Annotated in this window: 13 protein-coding genes and 2 pseudogenes; 7 read left to right on the forward strand and 8 right to left on the reverse strand. The window is 53.4% G+C overall.

The annotated features are described in order from the left end of the window. The first annotated feature begins 478 nt into the window (after positions 1–478). Together NAL19_RS17590 and NAL19_RS17595 are read left to right on the forward strand one after the other, a co-directional pair. On the forward strand, positions 479–760 hold the full coding sequence (locus NAL19_RS17590) for a hypothetical protein (RefSeq protein WP_263058023.1): 282 nt from the start codon (positions 479–481) through the stop codon (positions 758–760). Positions 761–1,039: 279 nt separating this feature from the next. Next, entirely contained in the window at positions 1,040–9,154 is an 8,115-nt protein-coding gene (locus NAL19_RS17595; protein WP_263058024.1) for an RHS repeat domain-containing protein, read from the forward strand. A gap of 128 nt (positions 9,155–9,282) precedes the next feature. Here the strand turns inward: NAL19_RS17595 and NAL19_RS17600 are convergent. Together NAL19_RS17600 and NAL19_RS17605 are read right to left on the reverse strand one after the other, a co-directional pair. Further along, a pseudogene (locus tag NAL19_RS17600) lies at positions 9,283–10,124 on the reverse strand (oxidoreductase). A gap of 160 nt (positions 10,125–10,284) precedes the next feature. Then, a complete protein-coding gene (locus NAL19_RS17605; protein ID WP_225085728.1) occupies positions 10,285–11,325 on the reverse strand; it encodes an AraC family transcriptional regulator in 1,041 nt (346 codons plus the stop codon). 269 nt (positions 11,326–11,594) lie between these two features. Here NAL19_RS17605 and NAL19_RS17610 point away from each other — a divergent pair. Beyond that, positions 11,595–12,049, forward strand: a pseudogene (locus NAL19_RS17610) (GNAT family N-acetyltransferase). Between the two features lie 46 nt (positions 12,050–12,095). Here NAL19_RS17610 and NAL19_RS17615 read toward each other — a convergent pair. The 6 genes from NAL19_RS17615 to NAL19_RS17640 are packed head-to-tail and all read right to left on the reverse strand — an operon-like array spanning position 12,096 to position 19,880. Next, positions 12,096–13,133: a LacI family DNA-binding transcriptional regulator gene (locus NAL19_RS17615; protein WP_225085730.1), complete on the reverse strand. Its 1,038-nt coding sequence runs from the start codon at positions 13,131–13,133 to the stop codon at positions 12,096–12,098. Continuing rightward, positions 13,133–14,185, reverse strand: coding sequence for a carbohydrate ABC transporter permease (locus NAL19_RS17620; RefSeq protein WP_225085731.1), 1,053 nt, complete (start codon positions 14,183–14,185; stop codon positions 13,133–13,135). Before NAL19_RS17620 ends, NAL19_RS17615 begins: the two co-directional genes overlap by 1 nt. An 11-nt stretch (positions 14,186–14,196) precedes the next feature. Next, on the reverse strand, positions 14,197–15,192 hold the full coding sequence (locus NAL19_RS17625) for a carbohydrate ABC transporter permease (protein ID WP_180778586.1): 996 nt from the start codon (positions 15,190–15,192) through the stop codon (positions 14,197–14,199). A 23-nt stretch (positions 15,193–15,215) separates the two neighbouring features. Beyond that, complete coding sequence (locus NAL19_RS17630; RefSeq protein ID WP_225085733.1) at positions 15,216–16,307, reverse strand: ABC transporter ATP-binding protein; 1,092 nt, start codon at positions 16,305–16,307, stop codon at positions 15,216–15,218. A gap of 2 nt (positions 16,308–16,309) precedes the next feature. Then, positions 16,310–17,416, reverse strand: coding sequence for a glycoside hydrolase family 105 protein (locus tag NAL19_RS17635; protein ID WP_225085734.1), 1,107 nt, complete (start codon positions 17,414–17,416; stop codon positions 16,310–16,312). A gap of 1 nt (position 17,417) precedes the next feature. Then, a complete protein-coding gene (locus tag NAL19_RS17640) occupies positions 17,418–19,880 on the reverse strand; it encodes a hypothetical protein (protein ID WP_263058025.1) in 2,463 nt (820 codons plus the stop codon). Positions 19,881–20,333: 453 nt separating this feature from the next. Here NAL19_RS17640 and NAL19_RS17645 point away from each other — a divergent pair, with 453 nt between their 5' ends. The 4 genes from NAL19_RS17645 to NAL19_RS17660 are packed head-to-tail and all read left to right on the forward strand — an operon-like array spanning position 20,334 to position 24,957. Continuing rightward, entirely contained in the window at positions 20,334–21,641 is a 1,308-nt protein-coding gene (locus NAL19_RS17645; protein WP_263058026.1) for an ABC transporter substrate-binding protein, read from the forward strand. After that, a complete protein-coding gene (locus NAL19_RS17650) occupies positions 21,638–22,189 on the forward strand; it encodes a glucosamine kinase (protein WP_263058027.1) in 552 nt (183 codons plus the stop codon). Before NAL19_RS17645 ends, NAL19_RS17650 begins: the two co-directional genes overlap by 4 nt. After that, positions 22,186–23,091: a BadF/BadG/BcrA/BcrD ATPase family protein gene (locus tag NAL19_RS17655; RefSeq protein ID WP_263058028.1), complete on the forward strand. Its 906-nt coding sequence runs from the start codon at positions 22,186–22,188 to the stop codon at positions 23,089–23,091. The genes NAL19_RS17650 and NAL19_RS17655 overlap by 4 nt, the downstream gene beginning before the upstream one ends. Positions 23,092–23,133: 42 nt before the next feature. Beyond that, on the forward strand, positions 23,134–24,957 hold the full coding sequence (locus NAL19_RS17660) for a metallophosphoesterase (RefSeq protein WP_263058029.1): 1,824 nt from the start codon (positions 23,134–23,136) through the stop codon (positions 24,955–24,957). Positions 24,958–25,083 lie beyond the last annotated feature (126 nt).

Here is a 25,083-nt window from a genome sequence, read left to right on the forward strand (position 1 = left end):
GATGTCATTGTTAAATTTGTCAGCCACAACGCCTGATTTATTAATCATCGCGGGTTAATAACCATTTATTTTTTGTTGCTATTCCACGCGTATTTATCATTGGATATGACGCTTAATAAAACTGCCATAAAAAATAAACCACACTCGGTGTTTTACATACCCTGCGTTATTTATGGATAACGACTAAAACCAGAACTATCAGAATAAGTTATAGAAAATAAATTATCCCTTCACTTCCCTTTGAAGGAATGGTTCAAAAACAATTACCAGACAAATAATAACTATAGAAACCAAATAAAAATCCATATATAACAATAAGACAATAAAATAACAACACGAATTATTTTTATCTCAAGGACATTGACAAAACTATTTCTTGAATATAATTTATATCTTGCACTAATTGTTATTGAAATAGCCAACAGCAATACTCCTGAAATAAAGGATCACTAGAATTATTTATTAACAAGGATTAGCTATGTCCACTACAAAATTTCAAGTTGCTAAAGTTCAATCTGGTGCAACACAGAATATCGATTTCGGAACTCGTGTACTTAACGCCTCTGTCGCGGTTCAAGCCTTTGAACTTTCTTTTGGTAGTGCTGACCACCACTTAAAAACCATCAGTGTGTCCAGTTCCATATCCAGTTTTAGCGGCAACGGTGTCACCATTTCTGCAACCTGTTATATGGAAGACAAATCCAACAATAAAGCTTATGGTAGCGTCAACGTTCTGGTTATCGCAGAATGTGATTCATAATCTTATATTTCTCTTTTTTGATTAATTATATCGCAGGTAGCAGAAATGCTATCTGCGATTTTTAAATACCACCACCGTTCATAATATAATTTTTCATCCCCCAGACAGCCATAACCGCCATTACACATTATTGCCTATAATTTAACGCACACAGCCTGACTGATACGCTTCATTAAAAGGATATAAAAAATGAGTAACAGTACGAACAGTCAAACCCCACAAATACGTCCAGGTCAATTCGAAAAGAATATCAATAACATATTCAAGGACAGCGTTAATTTGTTTCGTGGTGATATCAATTTACCTTTAGATTTGGTTTCACTAAAAGGAAGAAACAAGCTGGATGTGAAAGTGACGGCATCCTATGGCAGTAATGTTAAAAATGAAATCCATCAGTCAAATGCCAGCGCGCCAACCAGTATCCTGGGGTTAGGCTGGAAGCTGCCCTTTGAGAGAATAGAAGTAGAAACACGAGGAAATGCCTCACCAGGCGACAACACTTATCAAATTTATACCAATAATAGCGCAACAGAACTGATCAGAACAAAAAATGAATGGCATCGTGCGACACTTCCAAGTAATAACATTGACACACTGAATAAAGGAAAAATAGATTCTGCCATTCAATCTCAGTTTATTGAATCTGGAATAGAAATTGATATTAATGCCCGTGTCAGCACCGTAAACGCCAATCAACAATGGCAAATCATTGATAGCCAGAACCAACGTACTTTTATCGTTAATCGCCAGGATGACTATCTGAATGTGCTTTCCGGCGGCTTTGCCTTTGAATGTTTCCAATATGATTTCAGTAAAATTTTATATTACCCAGAGTTTGAACGCTGGGAAATGGTAAAAGATGATGGCACTAGCTATTTTTATGGTGGAATAACGGCTACCCAACATGCCATTCAATGGAAAGTGAGATGGGGTAACTGGTCAGGACAATCTGCGCTCACGCATTCCGGGGACAAAACATTATTACAATCGAGGTTCGCCGCAACCTGGAATCTGGCACAAATCAAAAGTCTCTGGGGAGATACGATTACTTTCAGTTACGATGTGGTGGAGCAGCAGGTTGGGGACAGCGGGTTATCGTTTACTAAGGCCTGCTATCTTTTAACGATAACCGACATGTTCAATCGCACCATTAATTTCAACTACAAAGAAAAACAGTACGATATCCATTCCCCTGCCAGCCCGCGCGAATACTTGTCTCCACATTGGAATACCCCCTATACACAGATTCCAGATAATCAACCTAGTCCCTATCAGGACAGATACGAAACGCGTTATCTGGATCATATTGTCGTCAATAATCCTCAAGGTGATCTGCTTTATGCCGTGCAACTGGGTTATGACGTTAGCAGCAATTTCAGCCACTACACAAAAAATGATTATCTCTACGGCGATACGGTCAAACGCACGCTGACCAGCATACAACGCAAGTATGCCAACCAATGTTCTCTGCCAGATCTGCAACTCAGCTACTGGGCCGTAGGCAACGTTAACGCCGGTGCGCTAAGCCGCGCGATTACGCCCGATGGAGCCGATATCGCCTATCGATACAAACAGCAGACATTGCCACTTTGCGACAGGCAACAGCAGATTACCAATCCCTGGCCACGCGCCGCGAAGCCCCGAGTCTGGTTCGGCGCGGACTATGTCGTCAGTCTCTGGCTAAACGAATCAACCGACCAAATTCATGTCACACTCTATACTTGGTTAGGCCGATGGCAACAATGGACGCCCCAGCAGCAGATAATCAAGGCCGCATTCGACATCAACAGTGTGAACGTCATTACCAGTGCTGATTTTGCCTGTCTGACCTATTCCAGCCCCCAGAACGGGAAATCAGGCGTACACGTTTACCATAAAGACAACCGCAAGTGGGGCGAATGGTTCGAAGCCGCACCGATTATCGAAAAGACCGCCCACTTGCAGCTTGCCGCAGGCGATAATTTCTTCGTCACCTGTGATAAAGATCATCGTAAGCTCGTGCGCTACACATGGAATAACTTTGCCAAATCATGGGGTATTGAAGAGAGATCCTCAGATCTGACGGCGAACAAACCAAACAATAAGCCTTACATCACCGCTACAAACAAATACTACGCCATTCTGGACTACGCGCCGGAAAGTGGCGGCATGCACCACAACACCTTCACGCTTTATTATCAGGACGGCGACGAGCAGTGGCATACCGGCGCATCGACAACGCTAACCTTTACGATCGGTGGTGCTAACCCGGAAAACAGCTTTGGTTTTGCCAGCAGTGCCTCGTTTATTGCACTGACCTATATCACTCAGGAAGCCTCACTTAGCGTTGATTACACGATTAAAGTTCTGGAATGGGATGCGGCTTTTAGCACGATAAAGAGTGTTGACTTCCCCTGCCGGTTACCGAAAAGTCATCCATCGAAAGTGATTACCATCCCCTTTATCGCCAGATTCATTAACAACAGCATGATTGCTTCCGGCCCTCATTTGCTGCGTTACAACGGCGCATCATGGCTGTTCAACAAAAGCCTGAACTTCCGCGATACCTGTAGCGATCAGGACATAAACTGGTACGCCTACGGCACCGATTACGCCATTGCCGTCAGCAATCGAGAATCTGCCGTACAAGCTAAACTGATTGGCTACGATCCCGTGACCCACATTGCGCGTTGGGATAACAGCGCCACGGACTTATATAGCAAAGATGGCCCAACATCAGCACGGAAGATACATTTCTTCCCCACGGCAGGCGCCGATATTGCCACAATGGGGAATCGTATCTATCAGCGAGGCTCATCGCGTAATTGGCAGGATGCGGTAAACCACTATCAGGAAGTGCCGTATGAGATAGACAGCACCACGATGATCAATCAGGGGCCACGTTTTATTTCTTATCTGAATTTAGCGGGGAGTGCGGTCAAAGATACGACGGTCTGGCCATTCCTTAACCAGAATCTTGCCAATAAAGACGTGATCGTTCAGCGCTACTTCACACAGATCAACGCTGACGGGCAAATTAAAACCAACATTAATGGTCAATACCCTTCCGGTCTTTCCACTTTTGTCACCTACTTACCACTGGAAAAGAGCTTTGATAACGCAGAAACCCTGACACTGAACCGTTATTTAGATAATACCTTGCAAGGTACACTGGTGGATTATTGCGTCGATACGGTCAGTATCAATGATGGCTATACTACCAGCACTACAGCGTATGTCTTTGATATCGCAACAGCGACCTGCGATCCAACCGGTGCCGTGTTTAAGTATTACAAAAGCGCCTATTATCCAGGTACAGATACGCCAGCCCTCCCTCGTTTTGGCTATACCGAGAATCGTTACTTCAATGGGTTAACCAAAAAAAACCAGAAGGTTAACGTAGCAGACCAGGATGACTCAGGTCTTCTGGACGGGCAGCTTATTGAACAAAAAACCTTCGATAGCAACAATATGCTGCTGATTCATGAGCAGAAACATATCAAGGTGTTTACCACGCTCAACGTCAAAGGCGTACAGCGTGACCTGTTTGGCGGCTACATCCGCTGTATCACCGACACGAGCATCAATGATGGCCTGCTGACCAGCACGAACTACACGTATGACAGCCAGTTTGGCAAGCTTGTAGAAGAGACGTTTGATAATGTCACCCGTGATGGTACGGTGGAAACGATCACCAAACACTATGGCTATGCCTATCAGGCCTATCCGTGGTTCTTGCTTAAGCACGTTATTGACGTCCCTTTCACCCATTTTGATTCAGTCACCACCCCGGCGAGTGGCGGAAAAAAAGAGGTATTTTCCGGCAGTTTGCAACAATACCATCCTCAGTCACGCCAGCACCCCATTTCTGGCAACCCGGCACCAACCGTGTGGGCAACAAGTAACGCATATATCCTGCAACAGGCACCTGACAATACAACACCAGAGAATCCACATCTCATCACCGCCAATCCAGGCGCATCGTGGTTGAAGGTCAGTCGCGTCCTGCACAGGAGTTTTTATGGGGCGATTACCTGCGGGAGTGACGCCACGGAACAGATAGAAAGTACGCTGTGGGATAAAAACGAAATTCTGCCTGTCGCTACCTTCACCAGCAAAGACGATAACAGCTGTGATTTTGTCGGTTTTGAACCCTATGAAACCTATCCATCGCGCTGGCAACTAGCGAATGGCAAGGGAACGATGGCAGACGCTCTCATCTCTGGCGATGCCTGCACGGGCACCAATAGCTTTAAGCTGACGGCCCATAGCGCTCTGTTGCGAACAATGCCATTGCAACACACCCAAACAACCATCATTGCTGGCTGGATAAAAGCGGAAAAAGGGTTTCTGACCAACGCGGGCAACGTTTATCTGGAAACGCGCTCAGGAAGCGGTGAACGTAAAAAAGTGGCGGTTATCCCTACCCATGAAGCGAAATGGGTGTACTGGCAGGCGGTCATCGACTATCAGGGAGACGGAGCGCCTCTCCCGCTTACGGTGTCATTCACCAATGAAAAGTCCTCCGCTTATCTTCTGATCAACAATATCAGCATTACCCCGTTGACCAGCAACATGGAAGCAAAATGCTACGATCCGATCTACTGGGATGAAACAGCCACACTCGGCAATAATGCCAACATCACACGTTATGGTTACGATCCACTGCGTCAGAAATTCACCGAAGTCGGTCCACAGGAAAACAGCAAAAGAGGTTCGGTAAGTTACGCGACGAGAAGCTGGAATAACGCACAGCCCTTTGCCTATCCTCAAAACGACCCGTCCAGCAGTTGTGACATCATGGCGGCTGAAGGCGGCCTCTACGAAACCTTTATGGACGGCGAACAAACCTGGGAGCGGTGGATCCGGGATGGCGCTTCTGCCTGGCGTCTCAATAACGGCCAGCTTTGTCACACAGGTTCCGCCGTTAACACCATTTCATGGCGACCCACCCAGCAACATGGCCGCTATGCTATCGGCGTCACACTATCTTCTGGCGCGCCTCAGACTGTCGCTTTTGGCATCACTATCGGCAATCGACTAAGCGTCAAATGGCTATCATCAACGGGCTGGACGCTGGAGCTGGATGGCACAACACACAAAAACAGCAAGATTAATGGTCAAGTGCCCGCAACCGTCTTGCTGATCCCCGTGAATGGTGCGGTGATATTACTCGCCGATGGCCGACAAGTTTTCGCAATAAAAAGCCCGACACCGCTGAGTGGAGAATGCGTTTTTTCAGCACAGGGCGAGCTGCAACTCGCTAACCCAGTGACATATCGCTCCCCTCAAATCTCAATGAGTTATAAAAATGCTAATCGGCAGGATATACAGTCTCAGGTGCTAAATGGTACCCAGTGTCTGGTTAAAGAAAAATGCTATGACGCACTAGGGAACTGCATTGCTGAAACCAAGATAGCGACGTTTGACGACACGCTCTTCGGCTACCGTTCAGGATTTGTCAGCGGGCTAGATAGCGCAACGGGCATAATGAGTGGCGAAATCAGCACGCGTTATCCACAAGATGAAGGATACCCTTACAGCGGCACGCGTTATGAAGCGTCATCACTCGGGCGACCGCTCAAAAAAGGGTTACCCGGTAAACTGTTTGCCCTTACTGACAGCAATAACCATACCACCCAGATTAAGTATGCCGTTGCCGATCAGAAAAGCATCGCGGGCATTCTGTATCGACCAGGCGAGTTATTGGTTACCGCGCTGACCGATGCGAATGGTTCCCAGGTTCTGGAAATTAAAGATCGCAGAGGGCAAACGTTAGGTAAACAGACCAATGCGGATAACACGGTTGTTGATGCCGTTCAGCAAGTTTTTGATGCTGCGGGGAATATCTGCCAAATTCTGCATCCGAACGCCTTTTTATCAGGCAACGACACCGGAGCTTTTACCACCCACAATCGCTATAACTTCTTGCAGCAGCTCATATCCCGAACGACGCCAGATACAGGAGAAACGCGCTATATCTACGATTCCGCAGGCCGTCTACGCTTTAGTTCAACGCCATTAACGGTTGAGAAAGGCACCGTTCTCTATAAGAAATATGACATTCTGGGTCGTATCATTGAGGAGGGAGAAATTACGCGTTCCTGGGGAGATGGCACCCAACTACAGAGCATAGCGAACAGCGATCCGCATTACCCGCAGAACAACCACTGGGAAACCCAGAATAGTTATGACGGAACAGGAGAAGACGTCACATTGCGTGGGCGTTTATGGAAAACACAGAAACGAAACGCCAGCGGAGCGATCATCGAAAATAGCTACGGCTACGATCGCTATGGCAATACGACACGCACTACATTGAGCGTGCCGGAGCACGTCGCGCAAACCACGACATATACTTACAACAATCTGGGTAATACCACACGTATTGATTACCCCGCGGGCGCCCCCATCCCCAGCGTCATATATACCTATAATGACATGGGGCAGAACACGGCTATCGGAACAGAGAACGAACCAGCGAAATTTGCCCAATATCGCTATCACGCGGATGGCAGCCTCGCCGGAGAACAGCTTAATAACACAGGAAGCCGCCCACTGTTGCGCCGTCTGGCCTACAATTCTCCCGGATGGATAACAGAGATAGCGAACCAGTACGCTGACGGTAGCCCGCTGCTCAAGCATACTTTTAGCTACACATCCGGTGGCTATAACGGTTCAGGTTACTACAACGGTAACATTGCCAGCGCCACCAGCGAGAACAGTATTAATCCAGAAAATACATTTACTTACCGCTACCAGTACGACAAGCGCAGCCAGTTGATCGTCGCTCAGCACAGCACTAACGCTGACTACAGCCTTGGTGTCGGCCATCCGCTCACCTTCGATCCTAATGGCAATATCTTGTCTCTTCAGCAAGGCACGGCACGGCGTACATATGATTACTTAAAGAACAGCAACAAGGTTACCGCCGTCCATCACGATAATGCGCCAACACAGCACTACCGCTATGACACGTTCGGCAACGTCACTGCCTCATCGCATCGCCAGATTGCACGTATCGACTACAATGCGCTGAATAATTTACCGCTGTTTGTTTCACTGGAAGATGGCCATTCGCTGGAGTTTACCTATAACGGCCTTAACCAGCGTGTCATCAAAAGGCATAGCAACGGCGCACAAACGTTGTATGTACATGGGCTGAGTGACTTTCCGCTGATGGAGTCAGGGGAACAAGACACCCAGTATATCTATGGCATTGGTGGCCTGCTGGCGCTGGTGAAAAACCATACAACATACTATGTGTTGAAAGACTTACAGGGGTCAGTGCGAGCCGTCATTGCTGACGACGGCACCGTTGCTACCATGCTGGACTACATGCCGTTTGGTCAGCGATTTGCCAATAGCGTTGGTACCCCAGAGATCGTGCACTATCGCTATACTGGCCAAGAGTTTGATGCGGAGCTGGCACTCTACAACTATCGTGCGCGTTTCTATGACCCTCAGCTTGGTCGTTTCTACTCGTGCGACCCGAGATTCCAATACGGTGGCCCTTTCGTTTACTGCTACAACAACCCTGTCAACCAAACCGATCCTTCAGGAGAAATAGCGCCCATTCTGGTCATTTTGCTCATGGGGGCGCTTGTTGGTGCAGTGCTTGGCGGCGGCATGGCCGCCTACACTGGCATTCAATCCGGGCTAAAAGGTGGCGCACTGGCAGGTTACATCTTTGCCGGAGCAGGTATCGGCGCTGTTGCGGGTGCACTATCCGCAGCAGGCGGGGTCGGCGCTTTTGCTGCCGGGTCGGCAGCGGCGGCGGCAACATCGACAACCGCTGGCGGCATCATCGCCGGCTCATTTGTCGGCGCAGTATCTGGAGGAGTCATTGGCGCAGCACAAGGCGTCAGCCAACATTTTGTCAATGATGCCTTTGGCGTCGCCAACTCGGGAACCTGGCAGCAATCCATGCTCAGCGGCGCGATTACGGGGGCGATTGGTGGGGCGATTACTGGCGCAGTCTCCGGCGCTGGCGGTGCGTTTGCCCACCAACAGTCGAAGATTTACGACAACATTCTGGGTGCGGGTAATCGGCTTTCATTCAGCCCGTCATCACTTACGGATGTCAGCAACGCTTACAGCTCGTTTGGCAGCCTCGGTATCGTACCGCAGTTCACTTGCCTCAGCCGTATTCCCGTCATAAAAACGCTGCAAAGCCTCTCATTGGGCAAATTAACGATACCCGCGTTTGGCAGCCTGACCGGAGCGATAGCCAAACAGGGAGTGAAACCCTTTATTCCCACATCTGGCGGAGCAAGCAGCTCGTCATCGACAGCAAAAAGTCAGCTTCCATCATTCTACGGGAAACAGGCTTACAACCCGTCGATGAGCGGCAGTGTAGGGATGCAGTCAGCACTCATTATGAATCCAGCGAACTGGAGCAATAACAAGGCGTAACCGTATCGCAGATGAGGAAAGTGGCGCGTCCTCATCTGCCCAACCAATGAAAAGGAGAATGAAATAGACAACGTACCCGTTCATGTTGTGATCTGCGGTTAAGCAGGTGGTTAAAAAAGCAATACGCCTTAGCTTTTCCAGTAACGAGATACGCCCGTCGCGCTGCCGATCAGCCAGTCAAAGGCTCGATCGGATAACAGCCCGCGTAAAAAGATCATCGGTTTGGCACTGAACCCCACCGCATAACGTGTTTTTGGTCGCCGCGCGCTAACCGCACGGGCAATCGTGTCAGCAATAACGTCTGGAGGTGACAGGCGCTTACTGTTCGCTTCCCCAATCATCGATTCACTCATTGCCCTCGCCTGAGGCGCGTAGGGACCCGTGCCGGAGACATCACGCAGTTTATTCGCGGCGATACTCCCCCACTCGGTCTTAATACCTCCCGGCTCAACGATCACCACATCAATACCGAACGGCTTCACTTCCAGTCTCAGGCAGTCACTTATTGCCTCCAGCGCAAATTTTGTGCCGTGATACCAACCGCCCAGTGGGGTATACATCTTGCCCCCCATCGAAGAGATGTTGACGATGGTGCCCGCATGCTGAGCACGCATGTGGGGCAGCACCAGTTGAATCAGGCGCACGGCGCCAAAGATGTTGACGTCAAACTGTGCCCGAGCCTCATCGGGTGAAACCTCCTCCAGCGCCCCGTATGAACCATATCCCGCGTTATTGATCAGCACGTCGATACGTCCCGATTTTTGAGGATGTCATGAATACCGGCCTGCATAGAGGCATCATCGGTGACGTCCATCGCCAGCGTGTGGATACCGGCATCGGACAGATTTTGCATTCTGTCGACCCGACGAGCAGCAGCATATACCGTATGGCCCAGCGCTTTTAATCTGAGGGCCGTCGCCTGCCCGATTCCAGAAGACGCCCCTGTTACTAAAGAAACTTTCGCATTCATATTGGCTATTCCTGTCTGAGGTAAGGTTGCAAATGGGCCGTTTTCAGCACCGTGTGACTATGGCTGCTACTCTATAAGGCAGCGTGCGCCAATCATCTAGCGCGATACGCCATAGCACTTGCCGATTGCGCCAACCGTATTCAGCATGTTCGGCGAACGTTCAGTGGCGCGATGGAGAGGATGAAATTGATCGCCGCGATCGGATTGTCTGACGCGCATTGTCGGGCGTTTGCCCTGTCCATCCCTGAAATGCACGATAGAACGAGTTAGGGTCTTCAAAGCCAAGAAGAAAAGCAATTTCACCGCCGGACATCGTGGAGTTAGCCAGATAATGTCGGGCCAGTTTCTCTCTGGTACGGTTAACCAACACCCGGAAGTTCTCTCCCTCCTCCTCTAAGCGACGCTGTAGCGTCCGCTTGCTCATCGCCAGACGCTCGGCAACGGTATCAATGGTTGCCGTGTTGCTGGGAATTAACTCCAGCAATAAGGCTTGCACACGCTCGGCGATCGCTGCGGCGGCATCCAGTTCACTCAAACGCCGACGTAATTCAGGTTCAAATACGCGCCACATACCTTCATTGACGGTCAGAAACGGGCGAAGGGCATCTGCGGCGGAGAACGTCACACTCAAATTCGGATCGTGCTGTACTGCTACGCCGAAAAAGGCCTTGTAGTGCGGCGCATAAGCGGCGGAAAGAGGAACGGGCAGGCTGACGCGTTTGGCCTTAACGGGTTCACGTGTCGCCAGCCGAGCCAGCCGAACCAGAAAGGCGATCTCTGCAACCTGTAATGAAGCAGGGACATCTCCCTGTGCAAACAGCCAACGCGGTGAAATGTTCAAATCACCATTGTCGGCAACATCAATATCCAGACGCATAGGGAGTATCAACTGTTTGTACCTGGCAAGCCGTTGCGTTGCCTGCATCAGATTCGCACTACAGAGCGCCGCGAAAAGAGGAGGATCAAAGAGTTCCGCGGTGACCAGTTCGATAAGTTTCAAGGGAAATAATGGATCGTCAGCTTCTGTCTCCAGACTGCGCCAAAACCGAAAGTAATCCTCCACGGAAAGCGTCTGTTCTCCACGGGCAAAGAGATCTTCCGGTAACCCCGCCCGGCGCAGGACATGCTCAGGCCGAAATCCAAAATCCTTTAGCAAAGCCTGCCAGCCAATATCTAAAGAAAAACCCTGATTACGAGTCATGAAATCTCCATTGTCGCGTGAAAAGCAGGCTACACGTAAGCCCTACAGCAATGAGTATATGCCAATGCGCGATGCCCGATATATGCAATGTGCGCCAGAAAACCCGCAATGGGTGCCATTCATGTATCGAGTTATAGGGTGTGAAAGAATTGGTCTGCCCCTCTATCAATAAGTGGATGGGCATATCCGTCTATTCCGCTGCTATTTTATTACTACAAATATCAGCCTGATTTTCAGCGCCTGTCCGCGACAACATGAGAGTAAAAATAATGCCTTCAAACCAACAGATCATGGTGAATTCCGTCGAGCCACAAGATTACGATCAGTGGCTACCTTATTGGCAAAATTATCAGGCGTTCTATAACGTCCAGCTTAGCGATAACGTCACTAAAACCACCTGGGAGCGCTTTTTTCACCCCGACATCCCGGTGTATTGCTCGGTAGCCAGGGACGGTTTACGCATTGTCGGTTTCGTGCACTTTGTTTTTCACGATTCCACCTGGGGAATAAACCGCTATTGTTACTTAGAAGACCTTTTCGTTGATTCAACCGCGCGCGGAAAAATATTGGAAAGAAATTAATTGAATATGTGAAAGAAAAGGCACAAGAAGAACGCTGCGATCGGCTGTATTGGCATACGCAGGAAACCAATAAAACAGCTCAGCGACTTTATGATTGGGTCGCAGAAAAACCCGGCGTAATTGAATACAGAATGCCGCTTTAACTGTAGTGCTTATGCAGAGTGAAACCACCCTGTAAATAACGCCCGCCTACCTCACCCGCCGAACCGACTCTCTGACCACCACCTGTCCGGCCAGCTCCGTGCGCTGGGCAATACCGAGCGCCTGTGAAGGCGTCATTTGCTGCGCCAGTAGCTGTAGCGCCGCGCGGGCGATGGTCTCAAACGGCAGATGCACCGTGGTGAGTGAAACCGGCAGCATGTCGAACGGCAGGATATCATCCATCCCCATGACGGAGATATCCTCCGGCACCCGTAACCCGTGCTGATACAGCGCGTCGATCACGCCGATGGCCTGATTATCCGCCGCGCAGAAAATCGCGGTCACCCCCAGTCTGTCGGGATTCGCCGTCAACCAGCGCAGCAGCGCGTCACGCGCCGTACGCGGGTGAAAATCCGGCAGCGAGAGGATCAGATCGTCATCCACCGCAATCCCTGCCTGCATGAGCGCATCCCGATAGCCGCGCTCACGCTGTTTGATCGTCATGCGTGACGTCCAGGTCAGGTGCAGGATCCGCGTATGCCCTTGCTCGATCAGGTAACGCACTCCCGCCGCCGCCGCATAGTGGTTGGCGGGCGTGACGCTGCTCAGGCGCATCGAGGGATCTTCACCGTTAATCAGCACCGCCGGAATCCCGCTTTCCGCCACGGCGTTCAGCAGGGTCGGATGATCGTCATTCACGATCAGAATGCCGCTCTCTTTTCCGCCCTGAAGCTCACGCAACAGCTGCTGTTCGTTAATGGTGTCGTGCTCCCCCAAAAACGGACGCAGCTGGATATTGCGTTGCAGACAGAGCGTTTTCAGGGCGTTAATCAGCGTCAGCGACACCAGATTGTATTCGCTCTCCAACATCAGATTACGCGGCGTCGCGAGCAGAATGTGGCGCAGCGGTTCCGTCTGCGCGACGGTCGCTTTAGCCACTTTATGCAGCGGATAGCCCTGTTCGGTGGCGATCGCCATAATATGCTGCCTGACTTTGGCACTGATCGGCGCCGTGCCGTTCAGCGCGCGGGAAACCGTGCTGATGGAAACCCCCGCGCGGTCGGCAATATCCTTGAGTGTCGCCATTATTTCATCCCCGTGTTGGCAATCCCCGTCGTGATGTATTTTTGCAGGAAGACGAACACCGCCGTTACCGGCAGAAGCGAGAGCATCGTCATCGCCAGTATATAGTGCCACTGCACCGAGAACTGCCCCTGAAACGCATTCAGGCCAATTTGCAGCGTAAAATTATCCTGACTGGAGAGGACGATCAACGGCCAGAGGAAATCGTTCCAGCGCCAGATCACCGAGAAGATCGCCAGCACCGCCAGCGCGGGTGCAGTTAACGGCAGGATGATCTTCCAGTAAATACGGAACTCGCTGGCGGCATCGATACGCGCCGCCTCGATCAGCTCATCGGGGATGGTCAGCATATATTGCCGTAACAGGAATACGCCGGTCGGCGTTGCCACCGTGGGAATAATCACGCCCCACAGGTTATCGCCCATGTTCAGGCCAATCACCACCAGAAACGTCGGTACCATCACCACCGACAGCGGAATCATCATCGTGGAGAGAAACAGCGTCAGCACCGTACCGCGCCCGCGAAACTCGTATTTCGACAGCGCAAACGCCGCCATAGAACTAAGCAGCAAGGTCAGCAGCGTCGCCATCACCGTCACGAACACGGTGTTCTTCAGGTAGGTAGCAAAGTGGAACTTCGTTATCGGCGTCGTGTAGTTATCCGTCTCCAGATGCAGCGCTTTCATCGGCACCAGATCTTTGGTCGGCACACGAACCACCTCACTCGGTGCATCCGGGTTCACCAGCTGTGCGATCAGGCCGATGCGTCGCACCAGCGCCATGGTTTTCGCTTCTCCGTCGTCCTGCTTAACCTGCCACAGCTCCAGCGGCTTCGGGTACTCTGGCAGCGTGACGGTATCCGCCGCCTGCGGCAGAAAACTCGGTGGAAAACGGTTGATCTCCGCTGGGGTTTTGAACGACGACATCGCCGCCCACATCACCGGAATCAGCACCAGCAGCGTACCCACCACCAGCCAGACCCAGCTCATGATATCCGTAATATGAATGCGCCCCGGATGACGGGTACGGGTGAGAAATGCGATTATTTTCATCATGGCTCCCGTTATTATTTCCCTTCCAGCCGACGCGTCAGCAGGAACTGCAACGCCGTCAGGATCATCAGCACCACCCCCATCAGCACCGAGGCCGCCGAGGCCAGCCCGTAGAGCGACGCGTTAGACGAAAAAGCGGTCTGGTAGATGTACTGCACGATAAAGCTGTTGGCCGTACCAGGGCCGCCGCCGTTGGTTAACACCCAGGCTTCATCGAAGATCTGCACGCTGTTGATGGTCAGCAGAATCACCACCACCAGAATGTTCGGCGCCAGCAGCGGTAGCGTCAGGCGATAAAAGCCGCGCCAGCGCGAGGTGCCATCCACCGCCGCAGCCTCATAAATATCACGCGGGATCGCCTGCAATCCGGCCAGCAGGATCAGGGTATAAAACCCAACGTGAAACCAGACGGAGACAAACACCACCCAGAAGCGCGACAGCGTCGGATCGAGCAGGAAGGTAATCGGCTGCCCCCCCAGCGACGACAGCACCAGATTCAGCAAGCCGTTGCGGTTAAGGAACCACTGCCAGATCAACCCCACCACCACCGGAGACAACAGCACCGGATAGAAGAACATGGCACGGAAAAAACCACGGGCGATAATCTTGCGGTTGAGGATCAGTGCCGTCACCAGCGCCACCAGCAGCGTGCAGAGCACGTTGAAAAAGGTGAACGACACCGTGTTGTAGACGCCAGTCCAGAACAAATCCTGTTCACAGCTCGATGGCTCGGCGTAGTTGCCGCAGCTCAGCAGCGTGGCAAAGTTATCCACGCCCACGTAGGGGCGTTCCCACAGCAGAATATTGGTGCCGCCGGTAAAGGCGTAACACACCGCCAGCAGAATCGGAATAAAGACAAAAACGGCGAACAACAGCATATTGGGCGCGATAAAAAACCACGGCATCACTTTGCGGCCACCGAGTTTTTGTAGCAGATTCACCGCTTTTTCTACTGGCGTCACCAGTTTATCGACCAGCGATCCTGCGGGTAGTAAGGCAATCTTTCTCATGTCGTCCTCTCCCGTCGCGATAATTACTGCTCAGCACAGCGCGGCAATGTGTCATCCGTGTCGCCATCGAACAGATGGCAATACGCCGATGGGAAGCGGACGAACACCGATTCGCCCGCCGCGAACTCGCGGTGCTGCGCCAGATGGACGATCATCTCATCATCAATGCCGCCCATTCGCCCGTAGATGAAAGTCTCATGCCCCATCATCTCGCAGCGATCGACGCACAGCGCAATCCCCTCGCCTTCCGCCACCAGTTCACAGTGTGAAGGACGAATGCCGAGCGTAACGTTCTGACCGACCGTGCCAATAAACGGCAGCGCCAGACGATTGCCGGACGGGCACTGTACCTCGACGCCGTCCGCACGGGTGGCGACGATCTGCGCCGGGAACATATTCATGCGCGGTGAACCAATGAAGCCGGCGACAAATTTGTTTTTCGGCCGATTAAACAGTTCCAACGGCGTGCCAACCTGCTCGATACGCCCGGCGTTCAGCACCACAATGCGCTGCGCCATCGTCATCGCTTCCACCTGATCGTGAGTCACGTAAATCATGGTGGTGCGCAGTTTCTGGTGCAGACGGGACAGCTCGCCGCGCGTCTGCACGCGCAGCTTGGCATCCAGATTGGAGAGCGGTTCATCAAACAGGAACAGGTCGGGTTCACGCACGATGGCGCGACCAATGGCAACACGCTGCTGCTGCCCACCCGACAGCGCGCGTGGCTTGCGATCCAGATAGGGTTCCAGCCCCAACATACGCGCCGCTTCATCAATACGGCTGTTAATTTCCGCTTTAGGGAAGTGCAGGTTTTCCAGCCCAAACGCGAGGTTCTTACGCACCGAAAGATGCGGATAGAGCGCGTAAGACTGGAACACCATCGCAATCTTGCGCTCTGCTGGCGTGAGATCGTTCACCTTGCGCTGGTCGATCCACAGTTCGCCGCTGCTGATCGCTTCCAGTCCGGCAATCATGCGCAGCAGCGTGGATTTTCCACAGCCCGACGGGCCGACAAAAACCATGAATTCACCGTCATGAATCGTGAGATCCACGCCTTTGATGATGTTCACCGCACCGTAACTTTTGTGGACGTTTTTTAGTTCCAGACTCGCCATTGTCAGCCCTCGCAAACAGAATCTAACTGTGCCAATAACATCAGCATGACCAGCGCCTGCCCGTAAGGCACGGCAACATTGGGAATATCGCGATAGAACTGTAAGTCGTGTCCCATCGCCGTGCCGTCCGAGACCCCCTGCACCACGCCCTGTGCGTCAATCTGCGCCACCACGGCGGCATAGCCTTTTTCCAGCACGTCCTGCGGGAAATCGCGCAACATGCCCAACCGACGTGCCGTCAGAATACCGGCGATGAACCCCGCGCTGGCGGAGGTCTCCAGCGGCGAATCCGGGTCATCCAGCAACGTGTGCCACAAGCCGGATTCATGCTGACAGCGTGCCAGCGTGGTCGTTTGCTGCTCCAGAATCGCTTCCAGCGTGCGCAGTACCGGCGTGGACAATTCATCGTCCGCCAGCACCCGCATTTCCGGCAGCACCAGCGTGATCCAGGCGTTGCCGCGTCCCCAGAACGCATTGGCATAATGGTGGCGACCAACGAATGTCCAGCCGTGATACCACAGCCCACTGCGCACATCGGCCAGATAGCGGGCGTGCGTGACGAGCTGATATTCCGCTTCTTCGATCAGATCGCGGCGAGAGAGCAATTTCCCCGCGACCACCAGAAACAGGCCAGCCATGAACAGCGTGTCATCCCACAACTGCCCGGTGTTCGGGCGCTCTTTCACCGTGTGCTGGAAGCCGCCGTCCTCGGTTTTCGGCAGCGAGTGCAGCAGCCAGTCCGCCCAATCGCTCACGGTGTCACGCCACTGCGCGGGGGCATCCGGTTTGTCCTGACACAGCAGCGCCAGTACCAGCATCGGCGCCGTCGAGTTGATCTGGCGCGGCGGCAGCCCGGCATCCAGCTTTTGCTGATACCAGTTCGCCAGCGTCGTCAGCATGGTGTCGTCCTGCGTCAGATGCGCCAGCTTCCAAAAACCGTACAGCCCGACACCGACTTCCCAATCCCACTCTTCGAATTGAATCGTCAGCCCGGCATCCGGCGTGTCGTCCTGCGTCACGCTGTCGATCGCTTTCAGGCGGCAAAATGCCCGCGCCACTTGCGCCAGCAGTGCTTCGGTTTGTTGTCGGTTAAGTGAACCTGTCTGCATGTCATGGGTTTCCTGTGTTGAACTGCGGGACGACCGGGACATCGTCGGGAAAAATGAAAGGCTGCTGCGCTACGCTGAATCCTGCCGCGTGGCTAAAGGCCAGCTCGCCGTAATCGGGATCGTCGATACGCACGCCGTCGCTATCCTGTACCAGCGAACGCCCCCGGAAACGGGCAACGAATGCGGTGAATCCTTCTGCACCATCGCCGCTGTCTACGGCAACGAACCACACGTTCTGCTCGCCATATGCCCGTAGTTCGCCTTCCGCCTGCTGGCCTGCGCTCGCAAACGACTGTAATCCGGCAGGATTATGGAAGGCGGCATAGCCATTGCCGCCGCGTACGAAGCACCAGACCGCGTCAACGATGACGTCATCCAGCGCGGTTTGCGGCAGATAGAGATGTGTCCACGGGCGGACATCCTGTTGCAAATCGAACACCATCAGCGCGCGGTTGCGATACTGCATCAGGTGCGGCAAACGCCCGTTCCCCGCCCAGTAAGACGGACGGTGCACACCATCAGGGCGATCTTCGCCGGGGTGATTCACCCACAGGCGGGCGGCATAGTGCGTGCCCAGCCGCACATCCAGCAGATGCTGCTGGTGCCCATGTTCACCGGGGTGATGATTGAAAACGGAAGAAAAGGCGACGTCGCGCTGCTTCCAGGCGATGATGCGGGCGCTGCGGTTCAGCCCCTGCACCCAGCGAGCTTCTGCCCCGTGCGGCAGTGACCAGTGCGCAATCCGATCCGTCGTTTCCGGCGGCTGATAGTCGCTCAGGCACAGCAATGGCAACGCGGCGCAGTGCGGAATCAGCCAGCCCTCGCCCCACATCAGCGCACACAGGCCAGACAGTTCGGTCAACATGCCGGAACGCAGCTCTTTATCGTAGGCGCGCCCCATGGTGCCAACCGCAACGCCGTTCTGGTGTACCCACGCCGTCATCAGCATGATGCGGTCAATCACCACGCGGGATTTCTCGCGCAGATCGGCATCCTGCGCCAGCTCGTACAGGGCCACCAGCCCAATCAGGTCGATGGGGTAATAAGCCGCCGAATTCCACTCCACCAGCCCGTGTTCCAGAATGGAATCAAACCAACGCGTCAGGCGTTCGTGGGCCATCGCCTGTTGCTCCAGACCACGGCGGCCGCTGCACGGGAAAGTATCGTCAGGGAAGTTTTGCCCTGCCAGATACTGTGCAACGTGGAAACACAGGCAGTGGTTTTCACTCCAAAACCACATGGTGTCGTTGCCCGGTTCATCAATCCAGTAGCGGAAACCGAGAATGGCGCTGCGCACACGCCGCCAGTCCTGCGGCGGTAGCGCCTGCCCCTGATAGCGCTGCCACAGCCAAATCAGCGGCACCAGTTGGAAATCCGCACAGTCTTCACGGCGGCTGATTTTTTGCAGTGCGCTGTTGAGAATCGGCGCCGCAGCATCGTTGCCCTCACCCGTTGCAACAATCGCCAACAACCGCCCGAGGCGCTCAAAACCGTGCCGCGCGGTGTGACGCAATACCGCTTCGCGCCGCGCTGCCAGCGTCGGTAAGGCGGGCATCGTTTGTTCAGGCAAGCGCCCAAAGCTCAGCGTTCGCGTCAGCGTAATACCGTTGCAGGTCGCCGCGCAGACCAGATCGTAGTAACCAACCAGAACCGCAGGCAGATCCACCTGCCAGTCCAGATTACCCGCGGGCAGCGTCTGTTTCTGCTGCCAGACGGGGATGGATTCGTTGACGTTGCCAATCAAGCGATGCGCCATCGTCACAGATTCCGGCAGCGGCAGCGCGCTGTTCAGCACCAGTACGGGCGGTTGGATCAGATTATTTTCCAGCGTCAGCCCATTTATCCAGCCATCCAGCGCGGTCAGTGGCGCGCTGAGTGCTGCGTCCTCATCAAGCTGCCAGAAGAGCGTATCTTCCCCCTGATAGCACAGACTGAACAGGTAATCGGTATCGCGCTCGCACAGCTCTTCACTATGTACAACCAGCGTGTTCATCCCTGCTTTTAGCGGCAGCGTGATCGCACAGGTTTGTTCGGTATTACGGGTAAAGGGCGTAAAGCGGGTAACCTGCTCGCCGTTCAGCCACAGCGTGACGCCGCCGCAGGTGCTGAGCGTAAACGGTGCAACCTGCACGCTGTCGCTGTGAATCGCGCAGCGAGCAAAGCGCTGAACGTGAACCGGACACGGCCAGAAATCGCTGAAATTCACGTTGCGGCTTTCATCGCCGCCGCTCCACATCAGCGGAAAGCGTAAATCGTCTGGCAACGTCACCTCACGCTTTGCCTCTTCCTGCAAAAAACACACGCGGCAGGGCAACACGCCGACATCGACAAAGCCGTTAATAAAGCGGTAATTCACCTTATCCGGCAACGTATCCGGTTCGGCGAAATAACGTTTTTCCGTCAATTCGGTAATCAAAAACCGATTAATGACGCCGTTCTTCTTTAATTTCCAACCGATATTCATACGGAATCCTGTTTACGGCTTTGACAAATAAAATAACGAAAATGTATGGCTGCACGTATTTGCACTTTCGCTGTGCACACGCTGCCAATATTTAGGGCAACGCACCATTTTTTGCACCGTGACATCGCAATTAGAATGCAAATTTGCATAAAATTGTCATTTGCATTCATTTATTGACATTTCGCATTAATAAATAAGATTATCGCGTTTATATATGTGATTAATATCACAAAAACGCTTTATTTAAATCAACATTTAAAATATCTTTAACCTGCTTCACATAAATCAATCAGGGTTCTGTCCATGATTGCATGATGAAAATGACAGATGAATGCAAATTTGCATTAATAAGAAAACGGAATAACTCACAGCAAGAAAATAAACCCCGTTAACCGCGACAGGGTATTTACGTCATTAATCAAACATAAGATGTGCTCATCAACGGAGAGGTTTATGATGCGTTCCAACACCGCGTTATTTTTTTCCGCCCTTGCACTGGGGTTATTCAGCACCAGCGCGTTAGCCGCTAAAACGCAAATAACATTTTTATATAGTGACGACGATCCCGAATTAGTGCATTTCATGGAACAGAAAGTGAAAGCTTTCTCCCAAAGCAATGAGCGCATCGATGTGAATTTTGTTAGCACCGGCTATAACGCGCTGCAAACACAATTGCCGATGCAGTTGGCGGCAGGCTTAGGCCCGGATATTGCCAAAACCACGCAAATGGGGCTGCTCGGGTATACGCTGGATTTGCGCCCTTATCTGAAAGACCCTGTCGCCTTTGAGAAACGCTATAGCACTGGCATCGAAAAAATCATGCGCGTGAAAGGCGTGCATAAAGCGGATGCGCTGCCGGGCTTTGTCGCGTCCTGGACGGCCGATCTGCCATTCGTTAACGTGACGCTGTTTGAACAGGCAGGCGTTCCTCTGCCACAGCCGGGCTACACGATTGATGATTTGATGAAAGCCTCGAAGCGGGTCGCAGAAAAAACCGGCGTGCATATTCCCTTCACCATCGACCGCAGCGGTTTCCGCTTCTCCGGCCCTGCCTACTCCTATGGTGCACGTTACGATAAAGACGGGCTGATCAACTTCCCGGATGCGGCAGCACAGCAGTGGATTAAAGATCTGAAACGCTGGTCGGATGAAGGCGTGTTCCCGCGTGAAATGTGGGGCGCGGCGGGCGGCGGTCAGTACAAGAGCATGGCGGACGATTTCGTGAACGGCAACATCGTGACCTACTTCTCCGGCAACTGGCTGTTGAACCAGTTCAGTAAGCAGATTGGCGACGGTTTTGACTGGAAAGTGCTGCCTGCACCTTGCAAAGAGAAGTGCATCTCGATGGGCGGCGCGACCTTCATCATGCCGTTCACCACCACCAAACACCCGCAGGAAGTCGCCGAATTCATGGAGTGGCTGGGCAGCGAACCGCTGCAACGTGAGATCGCCGAGCGCTTCAATATCATCGTCGGTGCCGATATTGCCGATCTGCACTACCAGACCAAAGATAAGCACGTGATCGACGGCCTGAACACCGCGCGTGAAGAGATCAAAAAGATCCCGTCTTACGTCTTTGATTGGGAACGCATGGAAAGTCTGGGCGCGAACGAACTGTACCCCATCATCCTGACACGCTTTACCCAATACCTGAACGATCAGTTGTCGTTTGATGAGTATCTTCGCCTGACGTCAAACGATGTGAAGCGCCTCAACGAAACGATCGCGACCAATCAACAACAGCGGAAAAGCGCACCGTGAAATGGCAACTGAGGGAGATCGACATTGATGGCGATCGCCCCTTTGATCGGGCGCAGGAAAGTGCGTTGTGCGAACAGCGCTGGCCTGGACAACATCGCTATTTTCTCGTCACTGGCGGCTTTACCCGGCTGCTGCACTGGCATGACGGCCTTCTGACCTGTCGCGGCGGCGACTGCTTTCCTATCGGCACCCCGGCTAGTCTGTCGCGGCTGGGGCTGTGGGCGGTACAGGAGATGCTTCAGGCCGTGGAAGGCATCACGCCGCTTACGCCGCTCAGTGACGCGCTGTTCCTGCACTTCAATAAACAGGTCGATCGGGTTATCGACTGGTCAAAACAGGCGCAGGCCGCAGACTACACAACGCTCGGACACGTTGTGCTGGCACACCCGCAGGACGCGCTGGCGGTGCAACTGCTGGCCCGCTGCGCCGACGAGCTGACCCTGCTACTTAACAGCCTGCCGGATTCGCCGCACGATGCGGTCTTTCTCAGCGGCGATCTGGCGGTAGCCTGCCTTCCCTATCTGGATTCAGGAGCGAGCACATCATGACAACATGGCTCTATGCTGGCGTGGATGGCGGGGGAACAGGCTGTCGGGCACGGATTTATCAGGCCGACGGCACGCCGCTCGGTCAGGGACACGGCGGTCGCGCCAACCTGCTGCTCGGCGTGGAAAGCGTGCGTCAGTCGGTGGACGATGCCATCGCACAGGCGTTGAAGCACAGCGGGCTGTCACTGGATGACATATCCCGGCTGAAAGTCGGACTGGCGCTCGCCAGCGCGGAACATCGCGTCGCCTACGAGGCGTTTCTGGCGTTGCCGCATCCTTATGCCGTTCAGGTACTTAATACCGATGCGCTGGGTGCCTGCCTGGCCGTCAATCAAGGGGAAGCGGCGGGCGTCGTCATTGCCGGAACCGGCTCCTGCGGGCTGGCGTGGCAGAATCAGACGATTACCGCTTACGGCGGTCATGAATTCCCGATTTCCGATCAAGGGAGCGGCGCACGCCTCGGGCTGGCGGCGTTGCAACATACCTACGATGTCCTGCAAGGTGGGTGCGCGCCGTCCGCGCTCAGTCAGAGCATCGACGATTACTTTTCCGCCAGCACAGCACCCGCGCAAGCCGCCAACACGCTTGAGGCATTCCAGACGTTTATCCAACAGGCGAAACCGGGCGACTATGCACAGTTCGCTCGCCGCGTATTTGACTGCGCTCAGCAGAACGATGCCATTTCTCACGCGCTGCTAACGCAAACAGCCAGCGAAATCAGCCTACTGTTGGCCGCCGTGGCACGCCACTCGCCTCCCCGCCTGTCGCTCATGGGCAGCATCGGCTTACATATTCGCCCGTGGCTACCGAACGAATGGCAATCCCACCTCGCCGCCCCGATAGGCGATGCGCTCGACGGCGCACGATTGATTGCCTGTCATGATTATGCGTTATACCGCTAGTCCTTTGGGTTCGACCAGCAGCCCCACCTATGGAGATTAATCATGGAACCACTCACTCGCAGAACCTTCGTCAAGCTCGGTGCTGGCAGCGCCATTACGCTGGCTGGCGGTTTTTTTCATGCTAACGCCGACATGACCGCGCCCGCTGGGCCGCTGCGCATTGCCATTATTTCGGATGTCCACGTCCACAATATCTACGGCAACTACGATTTTGACGGCCTGCCCGATGCGCAGACCGGAAAGAAGCTGACCATTCGCACGCTAAAAGATTCGGTGAATTCGACCCGCATCTTCAATGAGCCTTACTTTGCGCTGCTGGCCGCGCTGGACGAACTGGCAAAACAGCAGGTGAAATACGTGGTGCTGTCCGGCGATTATTCTGATGACGGCCAACAACCTACCGTTGAAGGCATTGCCGCCATCCTGACGCAGTATGAGCAGCGTCACGGTATGCGTTTCTTCGCCACCCCCGGCAACCACGATGTCAATCGCCCACAGGGCGATGACTCCTGGCAAAGAATGCTCAACGCCGACGGCAGCAGCACCATGCTGAGTAGCAAACCCGGCGTTAAGCTTGGCGACGCACAGTCTCTGATCGTCACCGCCAAAATGCAGGCACTCGGCTATGAACGCGGTCTACCGCTGATGAAGCCGTTTGGTTTCTTTAAACGCGACGACTTCCTGCACTGGGAAACACCGTTTGGTGACAGCGACGAACTCAGTAAACGCCAGTACCTCGCCCGATCACCGGACGGCAGCAAACAGTGGAACATTGTGGACGCGTCCTATCTGGTAGAGCCGGAAGCGGGACTGTGGCTGCTTTCCATCGATGCCAACGTGTATCAGGTCAAAGACGGCCCAGAGAAACGCGAAGGGATTGAAGGCTATTCCACCAGCAGCAATACCGGTTGGAATGCGCTGCTGACCGAGAAGCCGTTCATACTGCCGTGGGTGAAATCGGTGGTACAGCGGGCGAAAGCGCAGAATAAGAAGCTACTGGTGTTTTCACACTATCCGCTGGTCGATTTCCTCGACGGCACGGTAGAGGACGAAAAGCAGCTGTTTGGCAGCAACAGCTTCATTAAACGCACGCCACGACCGGAGGTTGCCGAACAGGCGCTGGCGGCTGGAATTCGCCTGCACTTCAGCGGCCACCTGCACGTCAATGACACTGGCGTGTATCGCGGTTCGCAGGGGACGCTGGTGAATGTCGCAGTGCCGTCGCTGGCCGCTTACCCGCCTGCCATGAAGCTGGCGACGCTGCATAGCGATCGCGTCGATATCGATACGCTGGTTCTGCGCAACGTGCCACAGTTCAACCATCTGTTCCCGTTTTATCAGAAAGAGTTGGATCGCACCGGTGAACCGCTGGGCGACATTCTGAAAAGCCGCGATTATTACGACTTCCTGCATCATCATCTGGCGCTGCTGGTACGCCAGCGTTTTCTGGTGAAAGACTGGCCGGAAGATTTATCGCCTCTCATTAATACGCTGAACTGTGGCGATCTGCTGTGGATCGCACAGCAGCAGGAACCGCTCAGCACCAAAACGCTGCCCGATGCCGCTGGGCGCAAACCAAAAGCAGTCACAGGCACAGATGGGTTACAGGCTATTTCCCTGCTCACGCTGGTGACCGACTGGTATTGCCTGCGCAACGGCAGCGATCTCGCCTGGCAGGATATTCCGTCTGCGCGGGTGAAACAGTACCGCGCCCTGCTGGCGGCCTACACGCCAACAGCCACACTGCCGCCGGACAGCCTGCAATACCGCTTCGGCCTGATGCTAAAAATCCTCGCCGGTTACATCAACGATGAGCCTGCAACCCGCTTTGTGGTGGATATGCAGGGGAATTTCGTCACGGTGTGATGTGTTCACGTGGTTACCTTTTAGTCACATGAGTTATGTAGATACAGAGACAGTTTCGTGCGCATCGAGCACTGTTCTCTTCATGCTACGTCGTAGCACGCGCCCGACATAGGGGGCTACGCCAGC

It is taken from the genome of Pectobacterium sp. F1-1, assembly GCF_025643735.1.
Classification (GTDB): Bacteria; Pseudomonadota; Gammaproteobacteria; order Enterobacterales; family Enterobacteriaceae; genus Pectobacterium; species Pectobacterium colocasium.

What these genes read in the sequence shown, in the direction of transcription:
- NAL19_RS17590 (WP_263058023.1), top strand. Translation starts at nt 479, where the DNA reads ATGTCCACTACAAAATTTCAAGTTGCTAAAGTTCAATCTGGTGCAACA.
- NAL19_RS17605 (WP_225085728.1), bottom strand. Translation starts at nt 11,325, where the DNA reads ATGACTCGTAATCAGGGTTTTTCTTTAGATATTGGCTGGCAGGCTTTG.
- NAL19_RS17615 (WP_225085730.1), bottom strand. Translation starts at nt 13,133, where the DNA reads ATGGCGACACTCAAGGATATTGCCGACCGCGCGGGGGTTTCCATCAGC.
- NAL19_RS17620 (WP_225085731.1), bottom strand. Translation starts at nt 14,185, where the DNA reads ATGATGAAAATAATCGCATTTCTCACCCGTACCCGTCATCCGGGGCGC.
- NAL19_RS17625 (WP_180778586.1), bottom strand. Translation starts at nt 15,192, where the DNA reads ATGAGAAAGATTGCCTTACTACCCGCAGGATCGCTGGTCGATAAACTG.
- NAL19_RS17630 (WP_225085733.1), bottom strand. Translation starts at nt 16,307, where the DNA reads ATGGCGAGTCTGGAACTAAAAAACGTCCACAAAAGTTACGGTGCGGTG.
- NAL19_RS17635 (WP_225085734.1), bottom strand. Translation starts at nt 17,416, where the DNA reads ATGCAGACAGGTTCACTTAACCGACAACAAACCGAAGCACTGCTGGCG.
- NAL19_RS17640 (WP_263058025.1), bottom strand. Translation starts at nt 19,880, where the DNA reads ATGAATATCGGTTGGAAATTAAAGAAGAACGGCGTCATTAATCGGTTT.
- NAL19_RS17645 (WP_263058026.1), top strand. Translation starts at nt 20,334, where the DNA reads ATGATGCGTTCCAACACCGCGTTATTTTTTTCCGCCCTTGCACTGGGG.
- NAL19_RS17655 (WP_263058028.1), top strand. Translation starts at nt 22,186, where the DNA reads ATGACAACATGGCTCTATGCTGGCGTGGATGGCGGGGGAACAGGCTGT.
- NAL19_RS17660 (WP_263058029.1), top strand. Translation starts at nt 23,134, where the DNA reads ATGGAACCACTCACTCGCAGAACCTTCGTCAAGCTCGGTGCTGGCAGC.